Source organism: Acinetobacter sp. A2 (assembly GCF_048537555.1).
GTDB lineage: Bacteria > Pseudomonadota > Gammaproteobacteria > Pseudomonadales > Moraxellaceae > Acinetobacter.
Window position 1 is genome coordinate 1,632,238 of record NZ_CP183239.1, and the last position, 21,346, is coordinate 1,653,583.

Here is a 21,346-nt window from a genome sequence, read left to right on the forward strand (position 1 = left end):
ACTTATGTCAGTACGTAATGATTGGACCCGAGAAGAAATTCAGCAGTTATATGAACAGCCTTTTCTGGATTTGGTCTTTGAAGCACAGCGTGTGCATCGCCAACATTTTGCTGCCAATACTGTACAAGTCAGTACCTTATTGTCCATTAAAACAGGCAAATGCCCGGAAGACTGTAAATACTGCTCACAGTCTGCGCATTATGATTCACAACTAGAAGCTGAAAAACGCATTGCCGTTGAAAAAGTCATTCAAGAGGCCAAAGAAGCTTTAGAATCAGGCTCTTCACGTTTTTGTATGGGCGCTGCATGGCGTAACCCACATGAACGTGATATGCCTTATGTGTTGGAAATGGTACGTGAAGTAAAGGCACTGGGTTTAGAAACCTGTATGACTTTAGGCATGCTGAATCAATCTCAGGCAGAGCGTTTAAAAGATGCTGGCTTGGACTATTACAATCACAACCTCGACACGTCGCGTGAATATTATCCTAATGTGATCAGCACTCGCAGCTTTGACGATCGTTTAAATACCTTAGACATTGTGCGTCAAACTGGTATGAAAGTGTGTAGTGGCGGTATTGTTGGTTTAGGTGAAGACACCCAAGACCGTATTGGTTTATTGCATGAATTGGCGACATTGCCATTACACCCTGAATCTGTGCCGATCAATATGTTAGTGCCGATTGAAGGTACACCGTTGGCTGAAGTAGAAAAACTAGATGTGATTGAGTGGATTCGTACCATTGCGGTTGCGCGTATTATTATGCCAAACAGTTACATTCGTTTATCAGCAGGGCGTGAATCATTGTCAGATTCAGATCAAGCTTTGGCCTTTATGGCAGGTGCGAACTCATTGTTCTCGGGCGAAAAATTACTCACCACGCCAAATGCAGGCGAAGGCAAAGACAAACAGCTGTTCCAAAAGCTAGGTTTAGTTCCTGAACGTGCCAAACCAACCGTTGCAGAATTGTCTGTAGATGCAATGGCAATTGCTTAAACATTTAGCTTAAACCAAAAAAAACAAAGTCCCAAAATGGGACTTTGTTTTTGTGTCATATTCAATTTTTATTCAGCAAAATAATTTAGTCCAGCAGCACTTTTAAGAGGTGATTAAAATACCGTAGCTGGCATTCAAATACTGCCCTACTTTAATTATATCGGCACCATTGGCATGTTCTACTGTTAGCTGTTGCTGAATCGCATCATAATAAAAACGATCATAGCAGTCTTGATGATGTAGTAACCACGTCAAAGTATCTGCCAAATTTTCATCTACAATATAGGTCTTTTCTTTAAAGTTTTTAGGCATCGCCATCCATCACATCTTTTAACAGGCAAGATAGCGCTATCTTAAAAGCAACTCAACCAAGCTTAAAGCCTGAACATGCAAGAAAATAGAATCTAAATACAAATGTGTCAAAATTTAGGCAATAAAAAAGTGAGTTATAAACTCACTTTTGTTAATGATGACTTATTGTGTCTTACTGTCCCCACATTTACGACACTCTAAATGCGCCCCGATTTCTTCCATTTCATCATATTCATAGATGTGTAAACAGAAAATTTGCTTTAACAGTTTGATCATATATGACATTCCTTTTGATTTTTATACATCATGCTTGTGATCTCATCCTGAGATACAAATGCCATCAAGGCTGACTGACATAAATTACTATTATCATAGTTTTTAAAAATATCAAATCTAATTTAGGAACTTTCCGATAAGCGTACATCTACATTTTTGCAAAAACAAGTCAATTATTATTTAAATCAAACAAATTCATATACTTGTGATGTGCTAAACAAGTATCCCAAAGCACTTAAAAAATTTCAGTGAATTAAAAACCATGAAATCGCAATAGCCAATAAAACCATCGTTTCAGATATTTCTATGCTCGCACCCACCATATCGCCCGTTATACCTTGCAATCGCAGCATAAATTTATGTCGTAGATATACCGTACAAAGGATGAAAGTCAGCACAGCGATCAAGCCAAGCCATCCCCACAGCGCAGCACTAGCAAAAGTCAACGCAATCACAATTTTTGCGCCTGTTTTGGGCAAATAAGCTTGTATAGGAGTACCCAAACCTTGAGCACGCAAATACGGTGTGCTTAAAAATAAAAGTAGTGCACTCAAACGCGCTAAAACAGGTACCAGCAGTAAAGCTGCTAAATATTGTTGCTCGAGTAGAACATAAAGTGTTGACCATTTTAGCAAGCAGCACATCAGTAGACTCAGCACACCAATTGGCCCGCTGCTTGGGTCTTTCATAATCTTTAATGTTCGTTCGGGGTCTCCAAAACCACCCACCCATGCATCTGCGGTATCTGCTAGTCCATCTAAATGCAAACCACCAGTGAGCCAAATCCAGAGAACTAAAATCAGGCTGCTACTAAGCACCAAAGGCAGAAATTGCAGCAAACTGGCAACACCCCAAAGCACAGCTCCGATTAGCAAACCCACCACAGGATAAAACAACAACGACTGCGCATTTTGTTGTGGACTCGGCAGTTGTTTTAAGGACACAGGCAAAGTGGTGAGAAATTGCAAGGCAATCCAAAACGCTGTCATTGTTGCTCCTGCATCGTCACGCTTCCATCCAAATGCAATTGAAATGAACTCAGTTGCCCTAAATCTGCCGACATTTTCAAAATATCATCTAAGGGTTGTTGCTGCGCCATCACCTTTAACAGCTTAATGACCCCACCGTGTGTGACCAGTAAAATTCGTTTTGGCTGATTCGTGTTTTTGACTTGTAAATACTGAATAAAGTCCTTCAAACCTTGTACAACCCGTTGTTGAAAATCGAACAAGGCTTCTGCCTGTGGCGGGGTAAATTGCGTAGGGGTCGTCCAAAATTTTGCTAAATCTTCAGGATATTCTACATATAAAGTCTGGGTTGAAGCCGCTTCCCAAGTACCAAAATGCATTTCCTGAAACTGGGCATCAATATAAAGTGGCAATTGCTGTTCGCCAGAAAAATCCTGAGCAAAATTCAAACAACGCTGCAAAGGAGAACTCAGAATCATATCCCATTGCAGACCATGATCCAGCGCAGTATTCACGGTTTGCTGCATTGTTTTCCAGCCTTTGGACGTTAAAGCATCATCGGTTGAGCCACGCAAAGTATGGCTCAATGCTGTTTCTCCATGCCTTAATACATCTAGCCTGAGCATGAAGTTACTTTCTCGCCAATGACTGCTGCTTCTGCAAAAGTTGCCATTTGATTATGCAAGGCACAGGCCAGCTGGATGATGCCCAAAGCAGCACCTGCACCACTGCCCTCACCCAAACGTAAATTTAGATTTAATAATGCCTGCGCATTTAACTCTTCCAATAAACGGCGGTGGCCATATTCTGCCGACTGATGTCCAAACAACATCCATTCACGCACCTGCGGGTTTAGACGGACAGCAACCAATGCCGCAGCACTACTGATAAAACCATCCACCACTATAGGCATACCTAGCTGTGCACAGCGGATATATGCGCCCACCATAGCCGCAACTTCTAAACCACCAACAGCACAAAGGGCTTTAAAGGCATCTTGTTTTACATAGTCTTGATGTAGCGCCAAAGCTGCATCAATCACCTGCTTTTTATGTTGTAATTGTGCAGTGTCAATACCTGTTCCCACACCTGTGAGTGCTTCTGCAGGTGCTTGCAATAAAAAGCAAGATAAGGCCGATGCAGAGCAAGTATTCCCAATCCCCATTTCACCTGCAACATAGATTGAGGCCTGTTGCGCAACAGCATCTTCAACACTTTTACGCCCTAAAGCCATAGCCTGCATACACTCTTGCTCGGTCATGGCAAGCGTTTTAGCAAAATTTGCTGTACCAGCACGAATACAATGTCGCTCTACGCCCGCATAGTCATACGCATCGCCCACTGAACCACAGTCAATCACTTGTAGTTGTGCCTGATACTGTTTAGCAATGACGCTGATACATGCGCCACCCGTCGCAAAATTTTGCAGCATTTGTCGTGTCACCGCTTGCGGATAGGCCGAAATATTTTCTTCCATGACGCCATGATCACCTGCAAAAATGCAAATCCACGGACGTTCAATATTCGGTTGCGCTGTGCCTTGTAAAGATGCCAGTTGAATTGCGACATTTTCAAGTTCAGCTAACGACCCTGTAGGTTTTGTCAGTTGAAGCTGTCTTTGGATTGCCTGCTGTTTCATCTGCACATTGGGTGTTTGACATTCAGCTAACCACCAAGTCATGAATTCTCTCCTTTTAAAAGCATTGGAAAACCAGCAACACAAAACTGGACTTTGTTTGCAATTTGCCCTAACTGTTGATGTAGCCGCCCTGATTCATCTACAAATTTTCGGGTGATTTCCCCTAGTGGCACAACACCTAAACCTGTTTCATTGCTCACCAAAATAATATCGGCCTGCAAATGAGGTAAAACTTCAAGTAATGCTACAATTTGTTGTTCAGCAAAGTTTTCTGCCGTTTGCATCAGTAAATTACTCATCCACAAAGTCAGACAATCTACCAAAATCACATGATCTGGATGATCCAGCATTTTTAACTGTTGCGCCAAATATAAAGGTTCTTCACGCAATTGCCATGACTGCGGACGCTGTTGCTGATGATGCTGAATCCGTGCCTGCATTTCGGCATCGCCTGCTTGTGCGGTTGCCACATAAATAACCGTTTTGCCAAATTGCTGTGCACTTTGTTCGGCTAGGCGACTTTTCCCAGAACGTGCACCGCCCAAAATAAGTTGAATCATGATGCTCCCAAAGGAAATTGATAGCTTGTAAAAAGTGGCCCTTGTAATGTTTTCGCCTGATAATATCCAAAACTTAAATGCTGAATATTCAAATCGAAATGTTGCACTATAGTATTTTGAATACGCTCTAAAATATAATTAGTTGAATGTTCAGCTTGATACAGCCCCAAAGTAATATGCGGATGATACTGCAAAGCGGCAATTTCCTCTCCTGCTGTGCTTAAAGCCTGACGAATACGGCATAATTGCTGAGCATGATCTTGCACATCTACAAACAACGCGCTGTTAAAGCTATTGATTCCGCCAATCTGCAATTGAAAAGGTTGCAATTGCAAATGTTGCAGCGCCTGTAATTGTCGCTGAAACTGTTGTTCAACAAAGTCATCATCCCAGTGTTTTTTTACGGCGGAAAAACCACAAATGTATAAAGTGATATGAAACTGGCGGGTATTAGGAGTCAATAATAAATCAGAAAATTGCTGTTTTAATTGTTCTAAATATTGAACTAAAGCAGGATGCTCAATGCTTAAGTACCACAACGCATAATGCTCACGCCCACGATGCCATTCAGGATAATCATGCTGCTGTGTGGGAATAACAAACTGATTGGCTTGAATAAACACTGGATAATTCAATAAATTAAGGCGACTCATGGTAAAACATTCATAGCGCAATGAACATGAAAATAATGCAGCTTCAGCTGAATATTTTTCAGGATCATTTCTGGGTACTGCTTATTTCACCTCAAAACACATTTTTTAAGCTTGCAAATTCTCAGTGAATAGATGGTTGAAAACGACATGAAATGCTATGCTGAAATTAAGATCAAGTAGACTAATCTACGTAATAAAAAATCTACACAAGTGTCTAAATCATGATGAACAACGCTGGAGTTTATGATGCAACAAGAATTGATATGTTATAAGCAACTTCCAATTTGGAATCATGATTCAATTCCGCAAGGTTTTAAGAAACAACACAACACGCAAGTAGGCACTTGGGCAAAACTCACCATTTTAAAAGGTGAAATTCATTTTTCAATGCTGCATGAATCAGGTGAAGTGCAATCTGAGCATGTTTTTTCTGTGCAAAACCAACCGCCTTTTATTGAGCCGCAAGCTTGGCATAAAATCGTATCTGCCAGTGAAGACATTGAATGTCAGCTCAGTTTTTATTGTTTAGCTCAAGATTATTTTGTCAAAAAATACAAATTAAGCCCAACCCATTCTGAAATTATAGCCGCACTGCCGCAGTTACCCGTTGGCAAAGCTTTAGATGTTGGTTGTGGTACAGGCCGCAATGCGCTGTATTTGAGTCAGCATGGTTTTCAGGTCGATGCTTGGGATGGTAACCCGACCAGTATTCAAAAATTGAATGAAATTATTGAAGCAGAGCAAATCACTACCATTCAAACTGCGGTGCGTGACTTGAATCAGGATTCATCTATTTCAGGGCAATATCACTTTATTAATTGTACTGTGGTGATGATGTTCTTGGCACCTGAAACTACTCCAAAACTCATTCAAAATATGCAAAAAGCCACTCTTTCACAGGGTTACAACTTAATTGTTTGTGCAATGGATACTGAAGACTACCCTGTACAACAAGACTTCCCTTCTAGCTTTAAAGCGGGTGAATTAAGTGCGTGTTATGCTGATTGGGATATTGTGAAATACAATGAAAATGTAGGTGAGTTACACCGTACAGATGCTGCAGGTGATCGAATTAAGCAGCGTTTTGCGACCTTGTTAGCAAGGAAAAAGTAATAGTGATAAGATGCTGAAAGCAAGTATTTTTAAAACTGTATTTACACAGAATTATTTACACCCTCCAGTTTGGTGGAAACCAAGATGGATTGCATCAAATTATTAGGCGATAAATTAATGGCAAGAAGCTTTCCTAGTCAGGTGAATGAAATTCATGCACGTGTAGCAGTCCTCAACAGATTTACGGAATTAGGTCGACCACTTACCCAAGTTACGCCTTAAATTTGGCTCAATTAGGGGCGCTTTGCATTTCAAATCTTTGTGCAACAAAGCCCAAAAAATTTATTAAGAAATTAGGATTAGATTAATTTCAGTCCATCTTTAATTCACTTAGAGGCCCTAACCTATTCACATTTTCTTGCATGAGAGCAATTTGATTGATGTATATGTGCCTATACAAATCCCTAATGAGCAAAGGCTGAGCAGTATCAGTAGAAAGGTCATGACTACTATGAATCTGTTCAAAAAATTTACTAGGGTTATTGTCCAGATGATTCCGGGTGATTTCTCTCCAGCATTCAGGAATCAAGATAGACATTGTTCTACGCTTAAGGAAATGGGCAGCAATGTTCAAACCGAACGGGTCAAAGTCACCATAAAAGGAAATTTCTGTATGGTCAGGAAGTTTGGCCAGCAATTCAAACACCTGACGTGCATTTTGCCCCTGACCACGATATAAAAATAAACTGTCTTGCCATGCTTCAGGTAGCTGTTCATACCAATCAAACAGTCTGGTCAGCATTGTTCCATTTTCAACGATAATCAGTTTTTCAATTTTATTGAAGATTAATTCATTGGCATGAACTGTAGGAACTAAGCCCTTATAACCGATGACTACATCCCCCTGTTTTAATGGCAATTTTGCATACACTGATGCAAATACAAGTTGATCGCCGAATACAGAATATCCCCCAGACTTTTCATCTTTCAAAAAGTTTAACAAGTCCATACGATCAGATTCTAAATTAAGAGACTGTTCAGGAGCGACCTTAACCTGTTTTGCATAGATACAGCATTCCAAATATTCCAGTTCTTTAGAGGTAAGGTGAAGCTCCTTACCGTGAACCGTACCAATCTGATAATCCTGATGAACTTTTTGCCAGGTTTTATTGAAAGCCATAGACCGTTTTTTTAATTGCAACGCCGTCTGAATGACGGAGAGTTCGCGTAAGCCAAAAGTCATTAAGTTCTCCTATCACGCAACCTGTTGCAATTTATCAGTTCGAGAAATGATGACATCAGATACACAACTATTTCCATCAAATATAGGATCTATCGTTTCGATAAATTGCATGTTCAATTTATTTTTGAAATGGTTTCTATAGTGGCTGGTTAAGGCGATCAGCCAAAAATCGATATCGCATCCTGGCATTAGCAGTTCATATGTTTCAACACCACTCAATTGCTGATGTTTGCCCCCATCCACAAGCAATGCTTCAAAGAAATTACTCATAGCAATCTCTAAAGCAGTTAAGGGCTGCTCAACAACCTCATTTCCTTCTTTAACATCTGGCAGATTTTCTCGATCTTTATTCTGATCTATCCGTTTTTCACGCTTGGTAAAGGCTTTTGAGCCAAGTTCACGCAGCGTTTCCTGTTCTTCCTCAGCATCCAGATCTGCATAGCTAATCAATTCACTGCGTGGCACACGATAAAAGACTTCTGATGCCGTCGTCTCATCAAATTCTAAATTTAATGCAGATTTTCCTTTTAAAAAGCGGTAGAAAGCATCCACCATGTTGCTTTTTTTCTGCGAAGATAATTCCTGTTTCCAATCAAACAACTGCTTGTTTAATTTAGAAGCACTGTATTTCACCTCTTTACTACAGATAATGAATACTGGGATCAGCTTAGTTACCACCAAACTTTCAAGATCTTTATCTGAAGCACCAAGCTCAAGCATTGCGTTGGTTGAAAGTGCGCCCATCACTTCAGTCAGTGAACTTAAAATCCTGATGGTTTTTTCAATGCGTTGAATACGGACCTCAAGATTGTTAAACAATGCCAGATCTTGAAGTGCCTGAGTGGAGAAATCATAGCAGCTCTCAAAAATAGTATTGGCTAATTCAACAATAGCTTCACTAATTTCATCCTTATAAATTTCAGCATCTTCTACACTTTTGAGTTTGGTTGTTTCAAATTCACTGATATTGGCACGAATGTCTGAAATAAGTTTGTGAATCTGTTTAGAGCTGTCAGTAACCCTACGTTTTTTCTCATAATAGGTTACGAATGAAATCACGTGGTTGTATAAGTTAAAGCCATTTTTTTCAGTGTTGAAATAGCCAAGTTCGGCTTTATTCAATACTTTGATTAAATACTCATTGTCATCAGTTACAGGCACAATTGCGTTGTTAAATACAATCGCATTACCGATATTATCAATGTAGTTGTTGAGCGCTTTCGCCGCTTTGGCTGCCGGATATTCCAACTCACTCATATCAGCTCGCCCTGTTCCAGTTCAGGCATTTCATCGTAATTGATACCATTAAAGGTACAGATGTATTCCAGCTCATCATAAAAGACGGACCACTTTGCTGTCGCAATATAAGTCGTGCCAGTGTTGCCGGTTGGATGTAAATATTGATTGCTGACAAGGTATTGAAGCACAGAGCTAATCTGCTCTTTAGGAGAGGTGGATGCCTTACCTAATTTAATGACCAACTCCTTAAGTTGTGACATAATCAGTGGAGATCGTTCAACCTCAGTGATGAGTTCACCATAAGTCACTGTATCCCCGCATTGCATAATACGGCTATTGTCTTTGATTGAACGGCATAAGCGAAGCCAATCATTTAAGGGCTCCATTTTCGAAACAATTTCGCTGAACTGTTTTCTCAGGAGTTCACGGGTTTCTTTGTTCTTCCGACTTTCACTAAAGACACAGTAAAACCCATAATTATCTTTGGTACGGATGCACTTTTTTCCCATCCAATCGAGATAATTATTTATTTCCTCCAAGACCAGATCATCTTGGAGCTTGTGGTAGAGATCTTTGTGGACATGCTCATCGATAATTCCCCCAGAAATTAAAACATTTACAATGTTAGAAAAAATTGATTTAGCAATTTGCATAATAGGTCCCCACTAGGCTAAAAGCGGATTAGGTTTTTCGTTCTTCTGGGTTTTAAACTTGCGTATACCGAAGTTTCGGTCGATATCATTCTTATGCACAAAACTTTCACTTAATTCACTGGATAAGTTCGGCTGAGCGCAGACCAGATAAATATTCTGCTTATGCATCAACTCGAATAATCGTATTGTATTTTGTGAATCAAACTGGCCGATTTCATCGAGTGGTACATGGATAACTGTATTGATATCTGGACATAGTTTTCGTGTTAAAGCCGTAAAGATAATAATGACAATTAATCGTGACAAGCCAGTACTACTGCCGGAAAGCAAATCAGAATCATTGTTCACATAGACCTTGCGGTTATTTTCTTCATAGCTAATCCGCAGTTTGACTAAAGAGCGAATATCGTCAGTCTGAACATTCGACTTTTCTAATGCTTTAACAGCTGATTCAAATGACCGTATTAACTTCTCACTCGGTAGTATGAGCTGAGATGATTCCTGGATCGATTCTTCATCCAGATCTTTTTCAAAGCGATCCAACTGTTCATAGACATTGAGGCCATCAAGTACAGAGAGCAATTCAATCTGAATATTCCCTAATGCTGTGAATGGATTGGTTGTATTGGTTTGCTCCGTAAGGTCGTTAGATATCGCCTTCAGCTTGCGGCGGAATTTAGCCAAAGATTGCCCATAATTACGTAAATCATAAGCAGCCAGTTTAAAACTGTTGATCGTAAGGTTTTCTTTTGTAGGGATATCCACCAACAGCATATTTTCGATTTCTTTCATACCGTAAAGATCATATGTGGTGGTGTTCACATTACCTAACAGCGCCATACGGTTTTCCCACTGCTTGTAGAGCTCGAAATCAGTATTCTGGCGTAGAATGCTGAGTACGGTATTGAGGGATTGCTTCAACTCCTTGAGCTGTTCTTTCTGACGATTGAGATGATCCTCCGTATTGCGGTAAAACCATTCAAAACTAACCGGCTCAGCAACCTCAAGCTGTTCAATCTGCGGGATACCTTCCAGTACTGAATTAACACGGTTTCTTAAAGAGGCTATCTTGGTGTTTTCCTCTTCAACCTGCTGAAGATTGCGTTCAATAAGATTAACTTCATGACGTGAATGTTCTTTGAGTTTTTCGATTTTGATAGTCAGTTTGTCAAAGTTTTGTCTGAAGGCATAAATTTCTTGTTCGAGATTGCCGATTAAGCTGCAGATACCCGTTTTACGTGAATATTCCTGCTCAAACCAAACCTTGTACTGCATCAAGATGGTTTCATAATCTTTCACAATATGGCATTTATGGTTCAGTTGTTTTAGCTGATCCTGTGCCTTTTGATAAACTGCAGTATCCAAGCCTTTTTGTTGTAATTCACTATTACGCAGAGATTCCAGATCTATGATTTTATTATTATATTTCTGAACAACAGACTTGGATCTTTCATCCAGCATGGCCTTGCGTTCTAATTGTTCTTTGATTTTGAAATCATAACTCTGCTGAATTTGGTTTTTTTCGTTGCCAAAACGATCATGAATCATTTGGCGTTCCACATTTAATTGTTCATTAAATAGATTTAGTCGCTGACGAGCTTGATCACGTTGTCCCTCGGCTAATTTTCTCCGCTCTGCCACATTCATCTGAACAGTTTGCTTATACTGCTCAAATATACGCTGGGTACTATCAAATGTGTCTCGGGACTGACGCAGCTCATTCTGCAGCTTGATGAGGTTCAGCTCAAAGTCCTGAACTGCTTTGGCAGATGCGGCCACTGCTTTTTCACTGCTAGTGTATTTCTCTTTGGCATCTTGCAGAATGCTAATCGCCTGTGCAAGGCGTTGCTCTAATTCATTGAGTGACTCGGCTTCAACTGGCAGCTCCAGTTTAGAAGTATCAAGATGCAGGCCATAAAAGCCACCAGTTCCAGTTTGCTGTTCTGAATCCCAGTAAGGCTTTAACCCGGTATGCAAAAATAATTTGGGATTAATCAGTTTGGCAATGTTGTGTTTCCAGTTGTCATCGGGACACTGTTTCAGGAAGCTCAGTAATGTATTTTTCTGATACAGGATATCTCTTAACTGATGTTCTGTTTGCGTGGATTTATCTAAATGGCGTTTGGCTGTATCAAGATCTGTCTTGGCTCGAGTGTTCTCACTTTTTAGGCGCAATAAATGAGTGTTCGCCGCGTTGAGTTGTTGCTCCTTGTCCCGCATGGTCTTTTGGAGTGCTTGAAGATTCAGCTGGTACTCTTCAATTTGCTGTTGTTCTTCCTGTGTATGGTTTACTGCTTCAGCAATCAAATTATTGCAATGATCAACCTCATCTTCATAAATTTTGCGCTCTTCCAGTTTACTTTGCTCGAAAGCATTGAGCTCATTCTTTTCAGCCAAAGCCAGTTGATCTACAGCATGAGACCTATCCTGTTGCAAATTGTGTAGTAAATTAGAAACCTCATTCTTACCTTCATGAATAGCAGCTAAATCCCGGTCTTTTTCTTCCAAGGCATTATTTTTAAGTTTTTCAAATTTATGAACAATTTCTTTCAGGTTCTTCTCTAATTCATCCACATAACGGCGGGCATCTTCAGCTTCCTGCTTGTACTTGGCAAGATTATTGAATTCTTCCTGCTTTTTCAGAATATCCTGATTCTTATAATTTTTCTCATTTTCCTCTATAGAGGCCAAAGCATGTTGTAAGCCTTCCAACTCACCTTTTGCACGTGATTCATTTGAGCTATTCGCAATAATCTCATTTTCAATCACCTTTAATTCAGCTCTAGCATGCTCAATAGCTTGGCTTCTCTGATAACGAAGCTGTGCGATTGTCGTATTATTGATCTCTAGTTTTTTGATTGCCTGACCTCGATAAGCCTCCAGTAAAGCGTAAGTCTGCATTAAGGCGCGTCGTTGCTCGATCCCCAGTTGCAGTTTTGGCTTTTCCTTATCGAATTCCCGTAATGTCTGAATATCCGAAATGAGGCTGGAAGAATTCAGCGTATTTGAGCGCTGATTCATCATCTGCTCATTTTCTAAAAAAGCATCGACCAACATGAGCTTGAAGTTATCTAACAAGTTGGTTTTATTCAAGGTGATCTGGGTGGATGCCCCGATATGCTTTAATTCATGGCCTTTGCCGCTAAGAGAGAAAATAGAAGCAAGATCCCTCAGTTTGAAATCACGATTCAGACGTTTTTTATCATTAGTTAGAACCGCTACATAATCCAGACTATTGTCGATCTGTTTACTGACGTAATAACCTTTCATTTCAATTTCTTGCAACAGACTTTTTACAGTCTGGTGTTCCTTATGGAATTCTATAGAAGATTTTGAAAAAACAGTCTCAGATGCGCTGCCTTGAATAAAGCGATAGCATTGTTTATCCTGATTACGGTAAAAAACCGCACAGCACAGCCCCATCGGTGTATTGTATTCAAACACAATCATGCTACGTGGATTTGGAAGGTAATAATCTGTAAAACTGAGTTTATTGGCAGAACGATCCATTAATCGATCAGGCCGAGCCCCAAAAAATATTGGGATTAAATTTAAGGTGGATGTTTTTCCTGCGCCGTTTGCACCCGTTAAATTAGAATTCCCCTCACCCAATTCAATTTTTGTAGAATTATTTGGTAAGTATGAATCATAGAGATAAATATTTTTTAGGCCATTCAATTCATGCAAGTCATTCATTTAACGTTTTTCCCAGAAGGATTATTCAATATTGCTTAGGGCAATCTACCCTTTAATCTTATTCAAATGCCCAGTAAAAAAAATTCAAACCTAGCAATACATTTAGCCATATACATTATTAGGTAATCTTAGAAGATAGTATCAAAAAATGTAATAGTTTTAGGGACTAATGCTTGAGACATGATCCTAGCCAAAATAATGGACAGCACGTCCCTCTAAAGATAACGTAACTTTAATCTTTGGAGATTCAAGAAATGGCTAAACGTTTTAGTCCTGAATTTAAACAGCAAGCGATTGATTATGCACTTTCAAACTCCCACGAACCTATAGCTGCAATCGCCCAGAAATTAGGTGTGGGTTATTCAACTTTAGACAAATGGATTCGTGAAGCCAATCCAGTAGGTTCAAGCAAACGTCAACTTTCACCAGAACAACAGCGGATCTTAGAATTAGAGAAAGAAGTCAAACAGCTCAGGGAAACCAATGACATCTTAAAAAAAGCGCATGTGTACTTTCTGACAGATCATGCCAAGAAAAGTACACGGTAATTCAAGATCTGGATGTGAATGAAGTCACTGTATCTTCTGCCTGTCAATGCCTGGGTGTCAGCACTTCAGGCTATTATGCCTGGCGAAAACGCCAGGCCAATCCAGCGCAGAAATATAATGATTTAAAAGCCGTATATTGGCAGCATCATGCACGATTGGGTGCACCTTCATTGGTACATGGCATGCATGATTTAGGTTACAGCATGAGCGAACGAACCGTTGGAAGAATGCTTAAAAAGCTTGGTTTACGTAGCAGGATTGCACGTAAATACAAGTATACGACTGATTCAAACCATCGTTTGCCTACAGCGCCTAACTTGTTGGATCGTCAATTTACGGTCAATGAACCCAATAAGATCTGGACAACGGATATTACCTATATCCGTACTAAGCAAGGTTGGCTGTATTTGTGTGTGATGCTGGATCTATTCAGCCGTCGTATTGTCGGTTGGCAAACCAGCCATCGAATAGACCGTCAATTGGTGTGTGATGCGTTTCATTGTGCAATGGCTCGTCAGGGGTATCCAATGGGTGTCATGGTGCATTCGGACCAAGGCTCACAGTACTGTAGTCGTGATTTTAGGGCGCTATTATTGACGAATAACTGCGTTCAAAGTATGTCACGCAGGGGAAACTGTTGGGATAATGCAGTGGCCGAAAGCTTCTTTCATACATTGAAAGGTCATGTGGTCCATGGCAGTGTGTTTGCCACTCGAAAAGAAGCGAATACAGTCTTGTTTGACTATATTGAGATTTATTACAATCGGGTCAGAAGGCATTCCGCAAACGGCTGGTTAAGCCCAGAAGCCTTTGAACAGAAATATTTTAAGAGTTTAGAGGGATTTGTTGTCCACGATACTGTCTAGGATCACAAATCAGGCTTTCTGCTTAGTAACTCTTACATTTTTTTTAGCATGAATTTGAGGGATAGCTTAGGAAATCGTGTCAAAAAAAATGTAATATCCCAATGCATCGAATCCTCTTAAATCAGGCTTTCTGCTTAGCCACTATTACATTTTTTTTAGCATGAATTTGAGGGGTAGCTTAGGAAATCGTGTCAAAAAAAATGTAATACGCTGAGAGCCCAACTTTCCAAAGCCTGCAGTTCTACGCTTTAAACCTTACATTTTTTTTAGCATAAAATCCTACGTAGCTTAGGAAATCGTGTCAAAAAAAATGTAATACGCTGATAGAGCTATATCCTGCATATTCTTATTCAAATAGACACTAAATCTCACAAATAAATGAACAAAGATTTAAACTTTCTGGTACCAGTATCTATGTAATTATTCGGAAAATTGCACTATTCATAAGTCTTTTGTATTCGTATATACGAATAAAACAGAAAATGTCAGGCTCAAGTTCAGTGTAGATTTTAGTCTACAATTGACGGTTTTTTACTCAATTTTAATGTAAAATTCACTTTCTAATTCAATAATGCAAAATCAACAGCTACTTGGATACCAATTCTTATTAAGAATGGACACTTACTACTCACTTTCCCTGTGCCATTTTATGGCATAAAATGGCATTAATAAGATTGAGAGGTGTTAAATGTCTACGCTAATAAAAAAGAGAGTTCAATATTCTGTGGATGAGGCTATTTCGGAATCAGCAGAGTACATTATTAAAAAAGTTGGGCTAACCCCTGCATCTGTTTTTAGTATGGTCATGGCTGAAATTGCCAAAACAGGTCGAATCCCTGTAAGCAATCAAATAAGTGATGATGATTTTAATACAGCACAGCTCATAGCACTTAGCCATAATATCCCAAGTGTAAAAGTATCAAATACAAAATCTGCTCAAGCATTTTTAAACGATGATGGTGGGTACTAATGGATTGATACCGTACAGACATATCAGCTGCCAATTGATAAAACAAAATTAACTTACATTGGTAAACTTTCTAAAAATGACTATGAGCGATTAATTAATCATCTTAAAGAACAATAACTGTTTGTCCAACTAGCCGAATAATGTCTGTCCAAGTTAGCACAAAATTTAATGATCATTTAAATAAGAATTTGCACAATAACTTCAATCACAATAATAGTTCTTGTCTTAGTCATTTTAATGAGCCTGTAAATAATTTTGTGTAATTGCTTTTCATAAATTTAAAGGTGATTGCTTAAGCGGTCACCGAATTCAATAATAAAGCGGCTCATGGCTAAACGCCAGTCGCGAATCGCGCATATTCCACTTTTTAGATGCTGCATCAATTGCCAGGTAAATCACTTTACGTACAGAATCATCCGTTGGAAAGACTTTACGCTTTTTGATCGCCTGACGTATTACGCTGTTTAATGATTCGATCGCATTGGTGGTATAGATGGCTTTGCGTATCTCGGCTGGATAAGCAAAGAAGGTATTTAGATTCTCCCAGTGTGTACGCCAGCTTTTGCTGATCTGTGGGTACTTGTCATCCCATGTTTGGGCGAATTGATCCAAGGCCATCAAGGCTGCCTCTTCAGTAGATGACTGATAAACGGTTTTTAAATCCTGAGTGACGGCCTTGTAATCTTTCCATGATACGTATTTCAAGCTGTTACGCAGCATATGGATAATGCACAGCTGGATATGGGTTTGCGGGTATACGCTGTTAATGGCATCAGGAAAGCCTTTTAGTCCATCCACACAGGCGATCAGAATATCCTGCAACGACGGCATCCTCACAGCAGTGCTGTTCGCCTTGGAAATGAGCGTTGGAGATACATCGGCATCGTACATTTCCTTGAAGGTAGCAACGATTTCACGGGTGGTCATGCCTTTGGCATAAAGGGATAGAATCTGGCTATCCATTTGCGTGATACGAGTCTGATTCTTTTTAATTAGCTGTGGCTCAAATGTGCCATCACGATCTCGTGGTGTGGTGATCTCAATCTCACCATCATCGCTCAGCACGGTCTTACTGGAATAACCGTTACGAGCATTTGAACCGTTCTTACGAGCATTCTTTTCATGTCCGAGATGTTCGGTAAGTTCGACATTGAGAGCCGTTTCAACAGTGAGTTTAGTCAACAATCGGGTGAATTGATTGAGATCGTCTTCTGTTTTGATTCCTTTAGCAAATTCAGGCAATTACACAATTTAATTTACAGGCTCGAGTGAGGGGGAGGCTTTTTGGAGAGTGCAATCTAAATTTTCAGATAAAGTCATAAAAAATGAGCGTATTGGCATACACTCATTTTTACTACATTTTGCTAATGTTTGCTTAACTGACTGACATTATCGACACGGACACATTATATCCTTCATATAATTAGACTCAGATTTGTTCTGCGCCGAGTGTAGTTGTATTGACCCAACCTAGAATTTTCGCCTGATCGTCCGAGGTTAATGTATTGCACCGACTTAAGCGATGCCCATCTTAGATCGATTCAAATTCATATAGCTCCCAACGTCGACGTAGTAGCCTTATCTTTTATCAAATACATTCTTGTAAAACAGCAACTTCTACAACACTTTTACTTTCAAAAAGCAAAAGAATCATTTAGGTACGTTGCCTTTCACGCGAATGTTTTGCATGCTTAGTCAAAAAAATGAGTTGTTCTTGCTGTTCTAGGCTGAGTAGGATAGAAACAATGCGAGGCATGTGTGAACATTGGCTAACTAAAAAACTTTTCCACCTGGTTAGTTGTTTTTGTCAACTTAAGATTTCACAAAAAATTCACTATTAAATACATACTCTTTACTTGGAAGTAAAATGCTGAAATTTATGACTGAAAAAAATTAACCAATGCTTTCAAGTTAGATTAAGTAAATTGTACCAAATATAAATTTATATAGGTGTATTCTCCAATGGCTATAGAGTTTGTTTCAAAAGCAAAACTACCGACTGCATTTGGTGATTTTGAAATTATAGCGTTTCAAGACAAAAGTACTGGTGAAGAACATATCGCTCTTTCCAAAGGCATGGGTGCTATTTCTAATCAACCTGTACTCGTTAGAATTCATTCAGAATGCTTAACAGGTGACGCTTTTGGATCACTCAAATGTGATTGTGGCCCCCAATTACATTCAACCATGAAAATGATTAATGATGCAGGTCAAGGTGTGATCTTATACTTGCGCCAAGAAGGTCGCGGCATAGGACTAACCAATAAAATCCGAGCTTACGCCCTTCAAGACCAAGGACATGATACTCTTGACGCCAATTTATTATTAAATTTACCAGCAGATGCTCGTAAATATGATATATGTACCATTATGTTAGATTATTTAAAAATAAAGAATGTAAAACTCATTACAAATAATCCCCTTAAAATTAAATCTTTAACTGATTTAGGAATTAATGTTGTTGAACGTATTCCTTTAAAAGTTGGTTTAAATATCTTTAACAAAGCTTATCTTGAAACAAAGCAAAAACGCATGTCACATCTATATGATAATAGTGATTTTTAAAAAGCGATCATTTTAGAAAAAATCGACGTATAAAGTTCCATCTCCCTCACGGGAGAAGGCCAAGATAAATATTGTTTTATATTCAATTATGGTTTTAAAGAAGATTTATGAAAGGTGCCTGACTATTCTTTATTTTGTCTCAGTATCTGTGCAAAAACCGTCACTTTTTCTAAAGTCGCATTCATTCCCTTATTAAAAAAAGTATCGACAAGCGCTGAACCAATGATAATAAGATCTACTTTATTGGCTAGTGCTTTAACATGGTTTTCATTTTTGATTCCAAAACCAATTGCAACAGGAATATTAAAAATCGGCTTAATTTCAGTCATCTTTTTCTCAAGATTAGATAGATTGAAGTCTCCTCCTGTTAATCCATTTTCTGCAACATGATATAAAAACCCTGTCGCGCGCGCTGAAATTTGCTCTAACCTTTCAACTGGGGTCGTCGGCGCGGTCATTGCAATTAAATGCATATTTTTTTCATTTAATTGCACTTCAAAGTTTTCTCGATATCCATATGGAGCATCTAAAATCAATATTCCATCTATAAGATTTTCTGTTTCGGCGATAAGTGTCTCAAAACCATATTGCATCATCGGATTTAAATAAGTCATGAAAATTATTGGTGTCTGGTCATCATGCAGCCTGATTACTTTTACCAACTCAATGGTCTGTTTTACCGTTTGACCTGCATCTAAAGCCCGAAGATGCGCTGCCTGAATGATCTCTCCATCTGCCACTGGATCAGAAAATGGAATACCCACTTCAATAATGTCAGCCCCTGCTTGACCCAATTGGCTTAACAGACGACAACTTGCTGTAAAATTAGGATCTCCAGCAGTAAAATAACAGACCAGACCGCTTCGATTTTCCAGTTTCAATTGCTCTAATTTTTGATCTAGACGGTTCATGCTGTAGCTCCTGCAAGATATTTTTTGACCGTGTTTAAGTCTTTGTCTCCTCTGCCACTTAAATTGACAATAATGATCTGTTCTGGCTGCATTTCTTGAGCAAGTTGAATCGCATATGCAATCGCATGAGAACTCTCAAGCGCAGGAATAATACCCTCCTGTTGACTTAAAAGCTGAAATGCATTTACAGCCTCTTGATCGGTTATAGCCGTATATGTCACACGTCCTGTTTCAAACAGAATGCCATGCTCTGGACCAACACCAGGATAATCCAATCCAGCTGATACAGAGTGCCCTTCTAAAATCTGCCCATCGAAGTCTTGTAATAAATAGGTTAAATTGCCATGTAGCACACCGACCTGACCTTTGCAAATAGAGGCGGCATGTTCATCGCTATTTATTCCTTTTCCACCTGCCTCAACGCCAAACATTTTGACATTCAGGTCTTCTAGAAAAGGATGCATCAACCCTAGTGCATTTGATCCCCCACCCACGCAAGCAACTAGAGCATCAGGCAGCCTATTTTCTTTCAGGAGTATTTGGTTTCTGGCTTCTAGACCAATAATTTTCTGAAATTCTCTGACCATCGTCGGATATGGGTGAGGGCCTGCGCCAGTACCCAACAGGTAATAGGTTGTATCCACATGACGAATCCAGTCACGTAATGCTTCGTTCATGGCATCTTTTAAAGTCCCACGACCCTTTTGAACACTTCTGACTTCAGCACCGAGTAATTTCATGCGCTCAACATTCATTTGTTGGCGCTGAATATCTGTTTCTCCCATAAAAATGGTACATTTCATCTTAAACAGCGCGCAAACCGTTGCTGTTGCAACACCATGTTGCCCAGCACCAGTTTCTGCAATGATTCTGGTTTTCCCCATAAATTTGGCTAATAAGATTTGGCCTACACAATTATTGATCTTATGCGCACCCGTATGGTTCAAATCTTCTCGCTTGAAATATATTCGAGCGCCGCCTGCATAAGCTGTTAGGTTTTTTGCATAAAAAAGAGGACTAGGACGACCAACAAAGTCCGTTAAAATCTGCTGATATTCAGCCCAAAATTCAGGTTTGTGCCGAACATTATTAAAGGCTTGCTCTAATTCTTGAAGTGCTGGCATTAAGCTCTCTGGCATGTAACATCCGCCAAATTTACCAAAAAATCCTAAGTCATCAGGACCATTACCTGTATAAGGGGTTGTCATCTCATATCTCTTTTACTATCAAAACTTGTTCGATCTTAAAATATTTTCATTTTGATGATAATTGATATATTTTGAGCTTATGGTGTTAGAAAATTTTACAACATGAAACGCAGAACATTACCTCCTCTTAATGCTTTAAAAGCTTTCGAAGCTGTCGCCAGAAATAAAAGTTTCAGCTTAGCTGCCGAAGAATTATGTGTCACCCATAGTGCGATTAGCCATCAAATAAAGCAGTTAGAAGAATGGTTGGATAAAAAATTGTTTATTCGACATTCCTCGACCATCTCTCTGACGGCGGATGCCGAAGAATTATCGCTCGTTTGTATGGAGCTTTTTAATCGTTTAGAACAATGCGTCTTTGAGTTAACAAATAAAACTTCAGAAGTAGAAGTTGTCATAGGCGCTTCTCATAGTTTTATGGCAAATTGGCTGATTCCTCGATTAGAAAAGCTCGAAGTCATTTATCCCAATATCCATATCAAATTAATGACATGTAATGACTTAAAATTGTTAGAAAAAGAGAAGGTTGACATATTGATCAATAGCGTCAGTGAGCATCATCTACTTCCCAACTTTTTGAATAAATATCTGTTATTTCCCGATAACATGGGTCCTATTTGTAATCGTGAAATAAATCTTCTTCATTCCGTAAATGATCTTTTAAACTATCCATTACTTCATACCCACTCAAATAAAAGTGCATGGCATACATGGTTCGATCAGTTTCAAATACGCTTTTCCCCAAAAGCGAATGAACGTTATTTTGATAGTCTGAATTTAATGATAGAAGCTGCCGTGTCTGGGTTAGGAATTGCCATAGCACCTCAAATTCTAGTAGAAAAAGAAATGTTAAATGGAAGGATCATTGCCCCTTTTGGTTTTATCTATTGTGACTATAATTTTTATGCAATGGTCAGAAAAAATAACGAAAATCGTGATGTTATGAATATCATTGATTGGTTAATGGCCGAGGAAAAAAGTTAAACATT

18 protein-coding genes and 2 pseudogenes are annotated in these 21,346 nt (G+C 39.2%); 7 read left to right on the top strand and 13 right to left on the bottom strand.

What is annotated here, in order from left to right; translation table 11 throughout:
* Window positions 1–4: 4 nt before the first annotated feature.
* Window positions 5–997, top strand: coding sequence for a biotin synthase BioB (gene bioB, locus ACNS8M_RS07720; protein ID WP_286417488.1), 993 nt, complete (start codon window positions 5–7; stop codon window positions 995–997).
* Window positions 998–1,099: 102 nt separating this feature from the next.
* Here the strand turns inward: bioB and ACNS8M_RS07725 are convergent, their stop codons facing one another.
* The 6 genes from ACNS8M_RS07725 to ACNS8M_RS07750 form a co-directional block, all read right to left on the bottom strand.
* Window positions 1,100–1,309: a hypothetical protein gene (locus ACNS8M_RS07725; protein ID WP_168419437.1), complete on the bottom strand. Its 210-nt coding sequence runs from the start codon at window positions 1,307–1,309 to the stop codon at window positions 1,100–1,102.
* Window positions 1,310–1,830: 521 nt separating this feature from the next.
* Window positions 1,831–2,574, bottom strand: coding sequence for an adenosylcobinamide-GDP ribazoletransferase (locus ACNS8M_RS07730; RefSeq protein WP_168419434.1), 744 nt, complete (start codon window positions 2,572–2,574; stop codon window positions 1,831–1,833).
* Window positions 2,571–3,179, bottom strand: a complete 609-nt coding sequence (locus ACNS8M_RS07735; protein WP_168526754.1) for a histidine phosphatase family protein — start codon at window positions 3,177–3,179, stop codon at window positions 2,571–2,573. Before ACNS8M_RS07735 ends, ACNS8M_RS07730 begins: the two co-directional genes overlap by 4 nt.
* Window positions 3,167–4,234 (bottom strand): nicotinate-nucleotide--dimethylbenzimidazole phosphoribosyltransferase, encoded by a 1,068-nt coding sequence (cobT, locus tag ACNS8M_RS07740; protein ID WP_168419432.1) that lies wholly within the window; start codon window positions 4,232–4,234, stop codon window positions 3,167–3,169. The genes ACNS8M_RS07735 and cobT overlap by 13 nt, the downstream gene beginning before the upstream one ends.
* Window positions 4,231–4,752: a bifunctional adenosylcobinamide kinase/adenosylcobinamide-phosphate guanylyltransferase gene (cobU, locus tag ACNS8M_RS07745; RefSeq protein ID WP_168419431.1), complete on the bottom strand. Its 522-nt coding sequence runs from the start codon at window positions 4,750–4,752 to the stop codon at window positions 4,231–4,233. Before cobU ends, cobT begins: the two co-directional genes overlap by 4 nt.
* Window positions 4,749–5,375, bottom strand: a complete 627-nt coding sequence (locus ACNS8M_RS07750) for a 2'-5' RNA ligase family protein (protein WP_416224692.1) — start codon at window positions 5,373–5,375, stop codon at window positions 4,749–4,751. Before ACNS8M_RS07750 ends, cobU begins: the two co-directional genes overlap by 4 nt.
* A gap of 276 nt (window positions 5,376–5,651) precedes the next feature.
* On the opposite strand from ACNS8M_RS07750, the gene tehB reads away from it, so the two are divergent.
* Window positions 5,652–6,518, top strand: coding sequence for an SAM-dependent methyltransferase TehB (gene tehB, locus ACNS8M_RS07755; RefSeq protein ID WP_168419430.1), 867 nt, complete (start codon window positions 5,652–5,654; stop codon window positions 6,516–6,518).
* Between the two features lie 66 nt (window positions 6,519–6,584).
* Window positions 6,585–6,740: pseudogene (locus tag ACNS8M_RS07760) on the top strand (IS5/IS1182 family transposase); the annotation flags it as partial.
* Between the two features lie 88 nt (window positions 6,741–6,828).
* Here the strand turns inward: ACNS8M_RS07760 and ACNS8M_RS07765 are convergent.
* From ACNS8M_RS07765 to ACNS8M_RS07780, 4 genes are read right to left on the bottom strand one after another with little or no spacing between them, the layout of a single operon-like run.
* Window positions 6,829–7,701 carry a DUF7281 domain-containing protein gene (locus ACNS8M_RS07765; protein ID WP_286378440.1) on the bottom strand — a complete coding sequence of 291 codons (873 nt, stop codon included), beginning with the start codon at window positions 7,699–7,701 and terminating at the stop codon, window positions 6,829–6,831.
* 12 nt (window positions 7,702–7,713) lie between these two features.
* A complete protein-coding gene (locus ACNS8M_RS07770) occupies window positions 7,714–8,958 on the bottom strand; it encodes a hypothetical protein (protein WP_286378439.1) in 1,245 nt (414 codons plus the stop codon).
* Window positions 8,955–9,593 (bottom strand): hypothetical protein, encoded by a 639-nt coding sequence (locus tag ACNS8M_RS07775; protein ID WP_286378438.1) that lies wholly within the window; start codon window positions 9,591–9,593, stop codon window positions 8,955–8,957. The genes ACNS8M_RS07770 and ACNS8M_RS07775 overlap by 4 nt, the downstream gene beginning before the upstream one ends.
* Before the next feature lie 12 nt (window positions 9,594–9,605).
* Window positions 9,606–13,289 carry an ATP-binding protein gene (locus ACNS8M_RS07780; RefSeq protein ID WP_286378437.1) on the bottom strand — a complete coding sequence of 1,228 codons (3,684 nt, stop codon included), beginning with the start codon at window positions 13,287–13,289 and terminating at the stop codon, window positions 9,606–9,608.
* A gap of 254 nt (window positions 13,290–13,543) precedes the next feature.
* Here ACNS8M_RS07780 and ACNS8M_RS07785 point away from each other — a divergent pair.
* Together ACNS8M_RS07785 and ACNS8M_RS07790 are read left to right on the top strand one after the other, a co-directional pair.
* A protein-coding gene (locus tag ACNS8M_RS07785) for an IS3 family transposase (protein WP_325781114.1) occupies window positions 13,544–14,703 on the top strand; the annotation gives its coding sequence in 2 pieces (ribosomal slippage) (window positions 13,544–13,778 and window positions 13,778–14,703; 1,161 coding nt in all).
* Window positions 14,704–15,391: 688 nt separating this feature from the next.
* Complete coding sequence (locus tag ACNS8M_RS07790; RefSeq protein ID WP_092819300.1) at window positions 15,392–15,673, top strand: type II toxin-antitoxin system RelB/DinJ family antitoxin; 282 nt, start codon at window positions 15,392–15,394, stop codon at window positions 15,671–15,673.
* A 278-nt stretch (window positions 15,674–15,951) separates the two neighbouring features.
* On the opposite strand, the pseudogene ACNS8M_RS07795 reads toward ACNS8M_RS07790, so the two are convergent.
* Window positions 15,952–16,915, bottom strand: a pseudogene (locus ACNS8M_RS07795) (IS256 family transposase).
* A gap of 720 nt (window positions 16,916–17,635) precedes the next feature.
* Between ACNS8M_RS07795 and ribA the strand changes: the two are divergent.
* Window positions 17,636–18,238 (top strand): GTP cyclohydrolase II, encoded by a 603-nt coding sequence (ribA, locus tag ACNS8M_RS07800; RefSeq protein ID WP_325781115.1) that lies wholly within the window; start codon window positions 17,636–17,638, stop codon window positions 18,236–18,238.
* Window positions 18,239–18,360: 122 nt separating this feature from the next.
* On the opposite strand, the gene trpA is transcribed toward ribA, so the two are convergent.
* Together trpA and trpB are read right to left on the bottom strand one after the other, a co-directional pair.
* Window positions 18,361–19,149: a tryptophan synthase subunit alpha gene (gene trpA / locus ACNS8M_RS07805; protein ID WP_325781116.1), complete on the bottom strand. Its 789-nt coding sequence runs from the start codon at window positions 19,147–19,149 to the stop codon at window positions 18,361–18,363.
* A complete protein-coding gene (gene trpB, locus ACNS8M_RS07810) occupies window positions 19,146–20,357 on the bottom strand; it encodes a tryptophan synthase subunit beta (protein ID WP_104851852.1) in 1,212 nt (403 codons plus the stop codon). Before trpB ends, trpA begins: the two co-directional genes overlap by 4 nt.
* Window positions 20,358–20,459: 102 nt before the next feature.
* Here trpB and ACNS8M_RS07815 point away from each other — a divergent pair, with 102 nt between their 5' ends.
* Window positions 20,460–21,341 (top strand): LysR family transcriptional regulator, encoded by an 882-nt coding sequence (locus tag ACNS8M_RS07815; protein ID WP_419224693.1) that lies wholly within the window; start codon window positions 20,460–20,462, stop codon window positions 21,339–21,341.
* Window positions 21,342–21,346 lie beyond the last annotated feature (5 nt).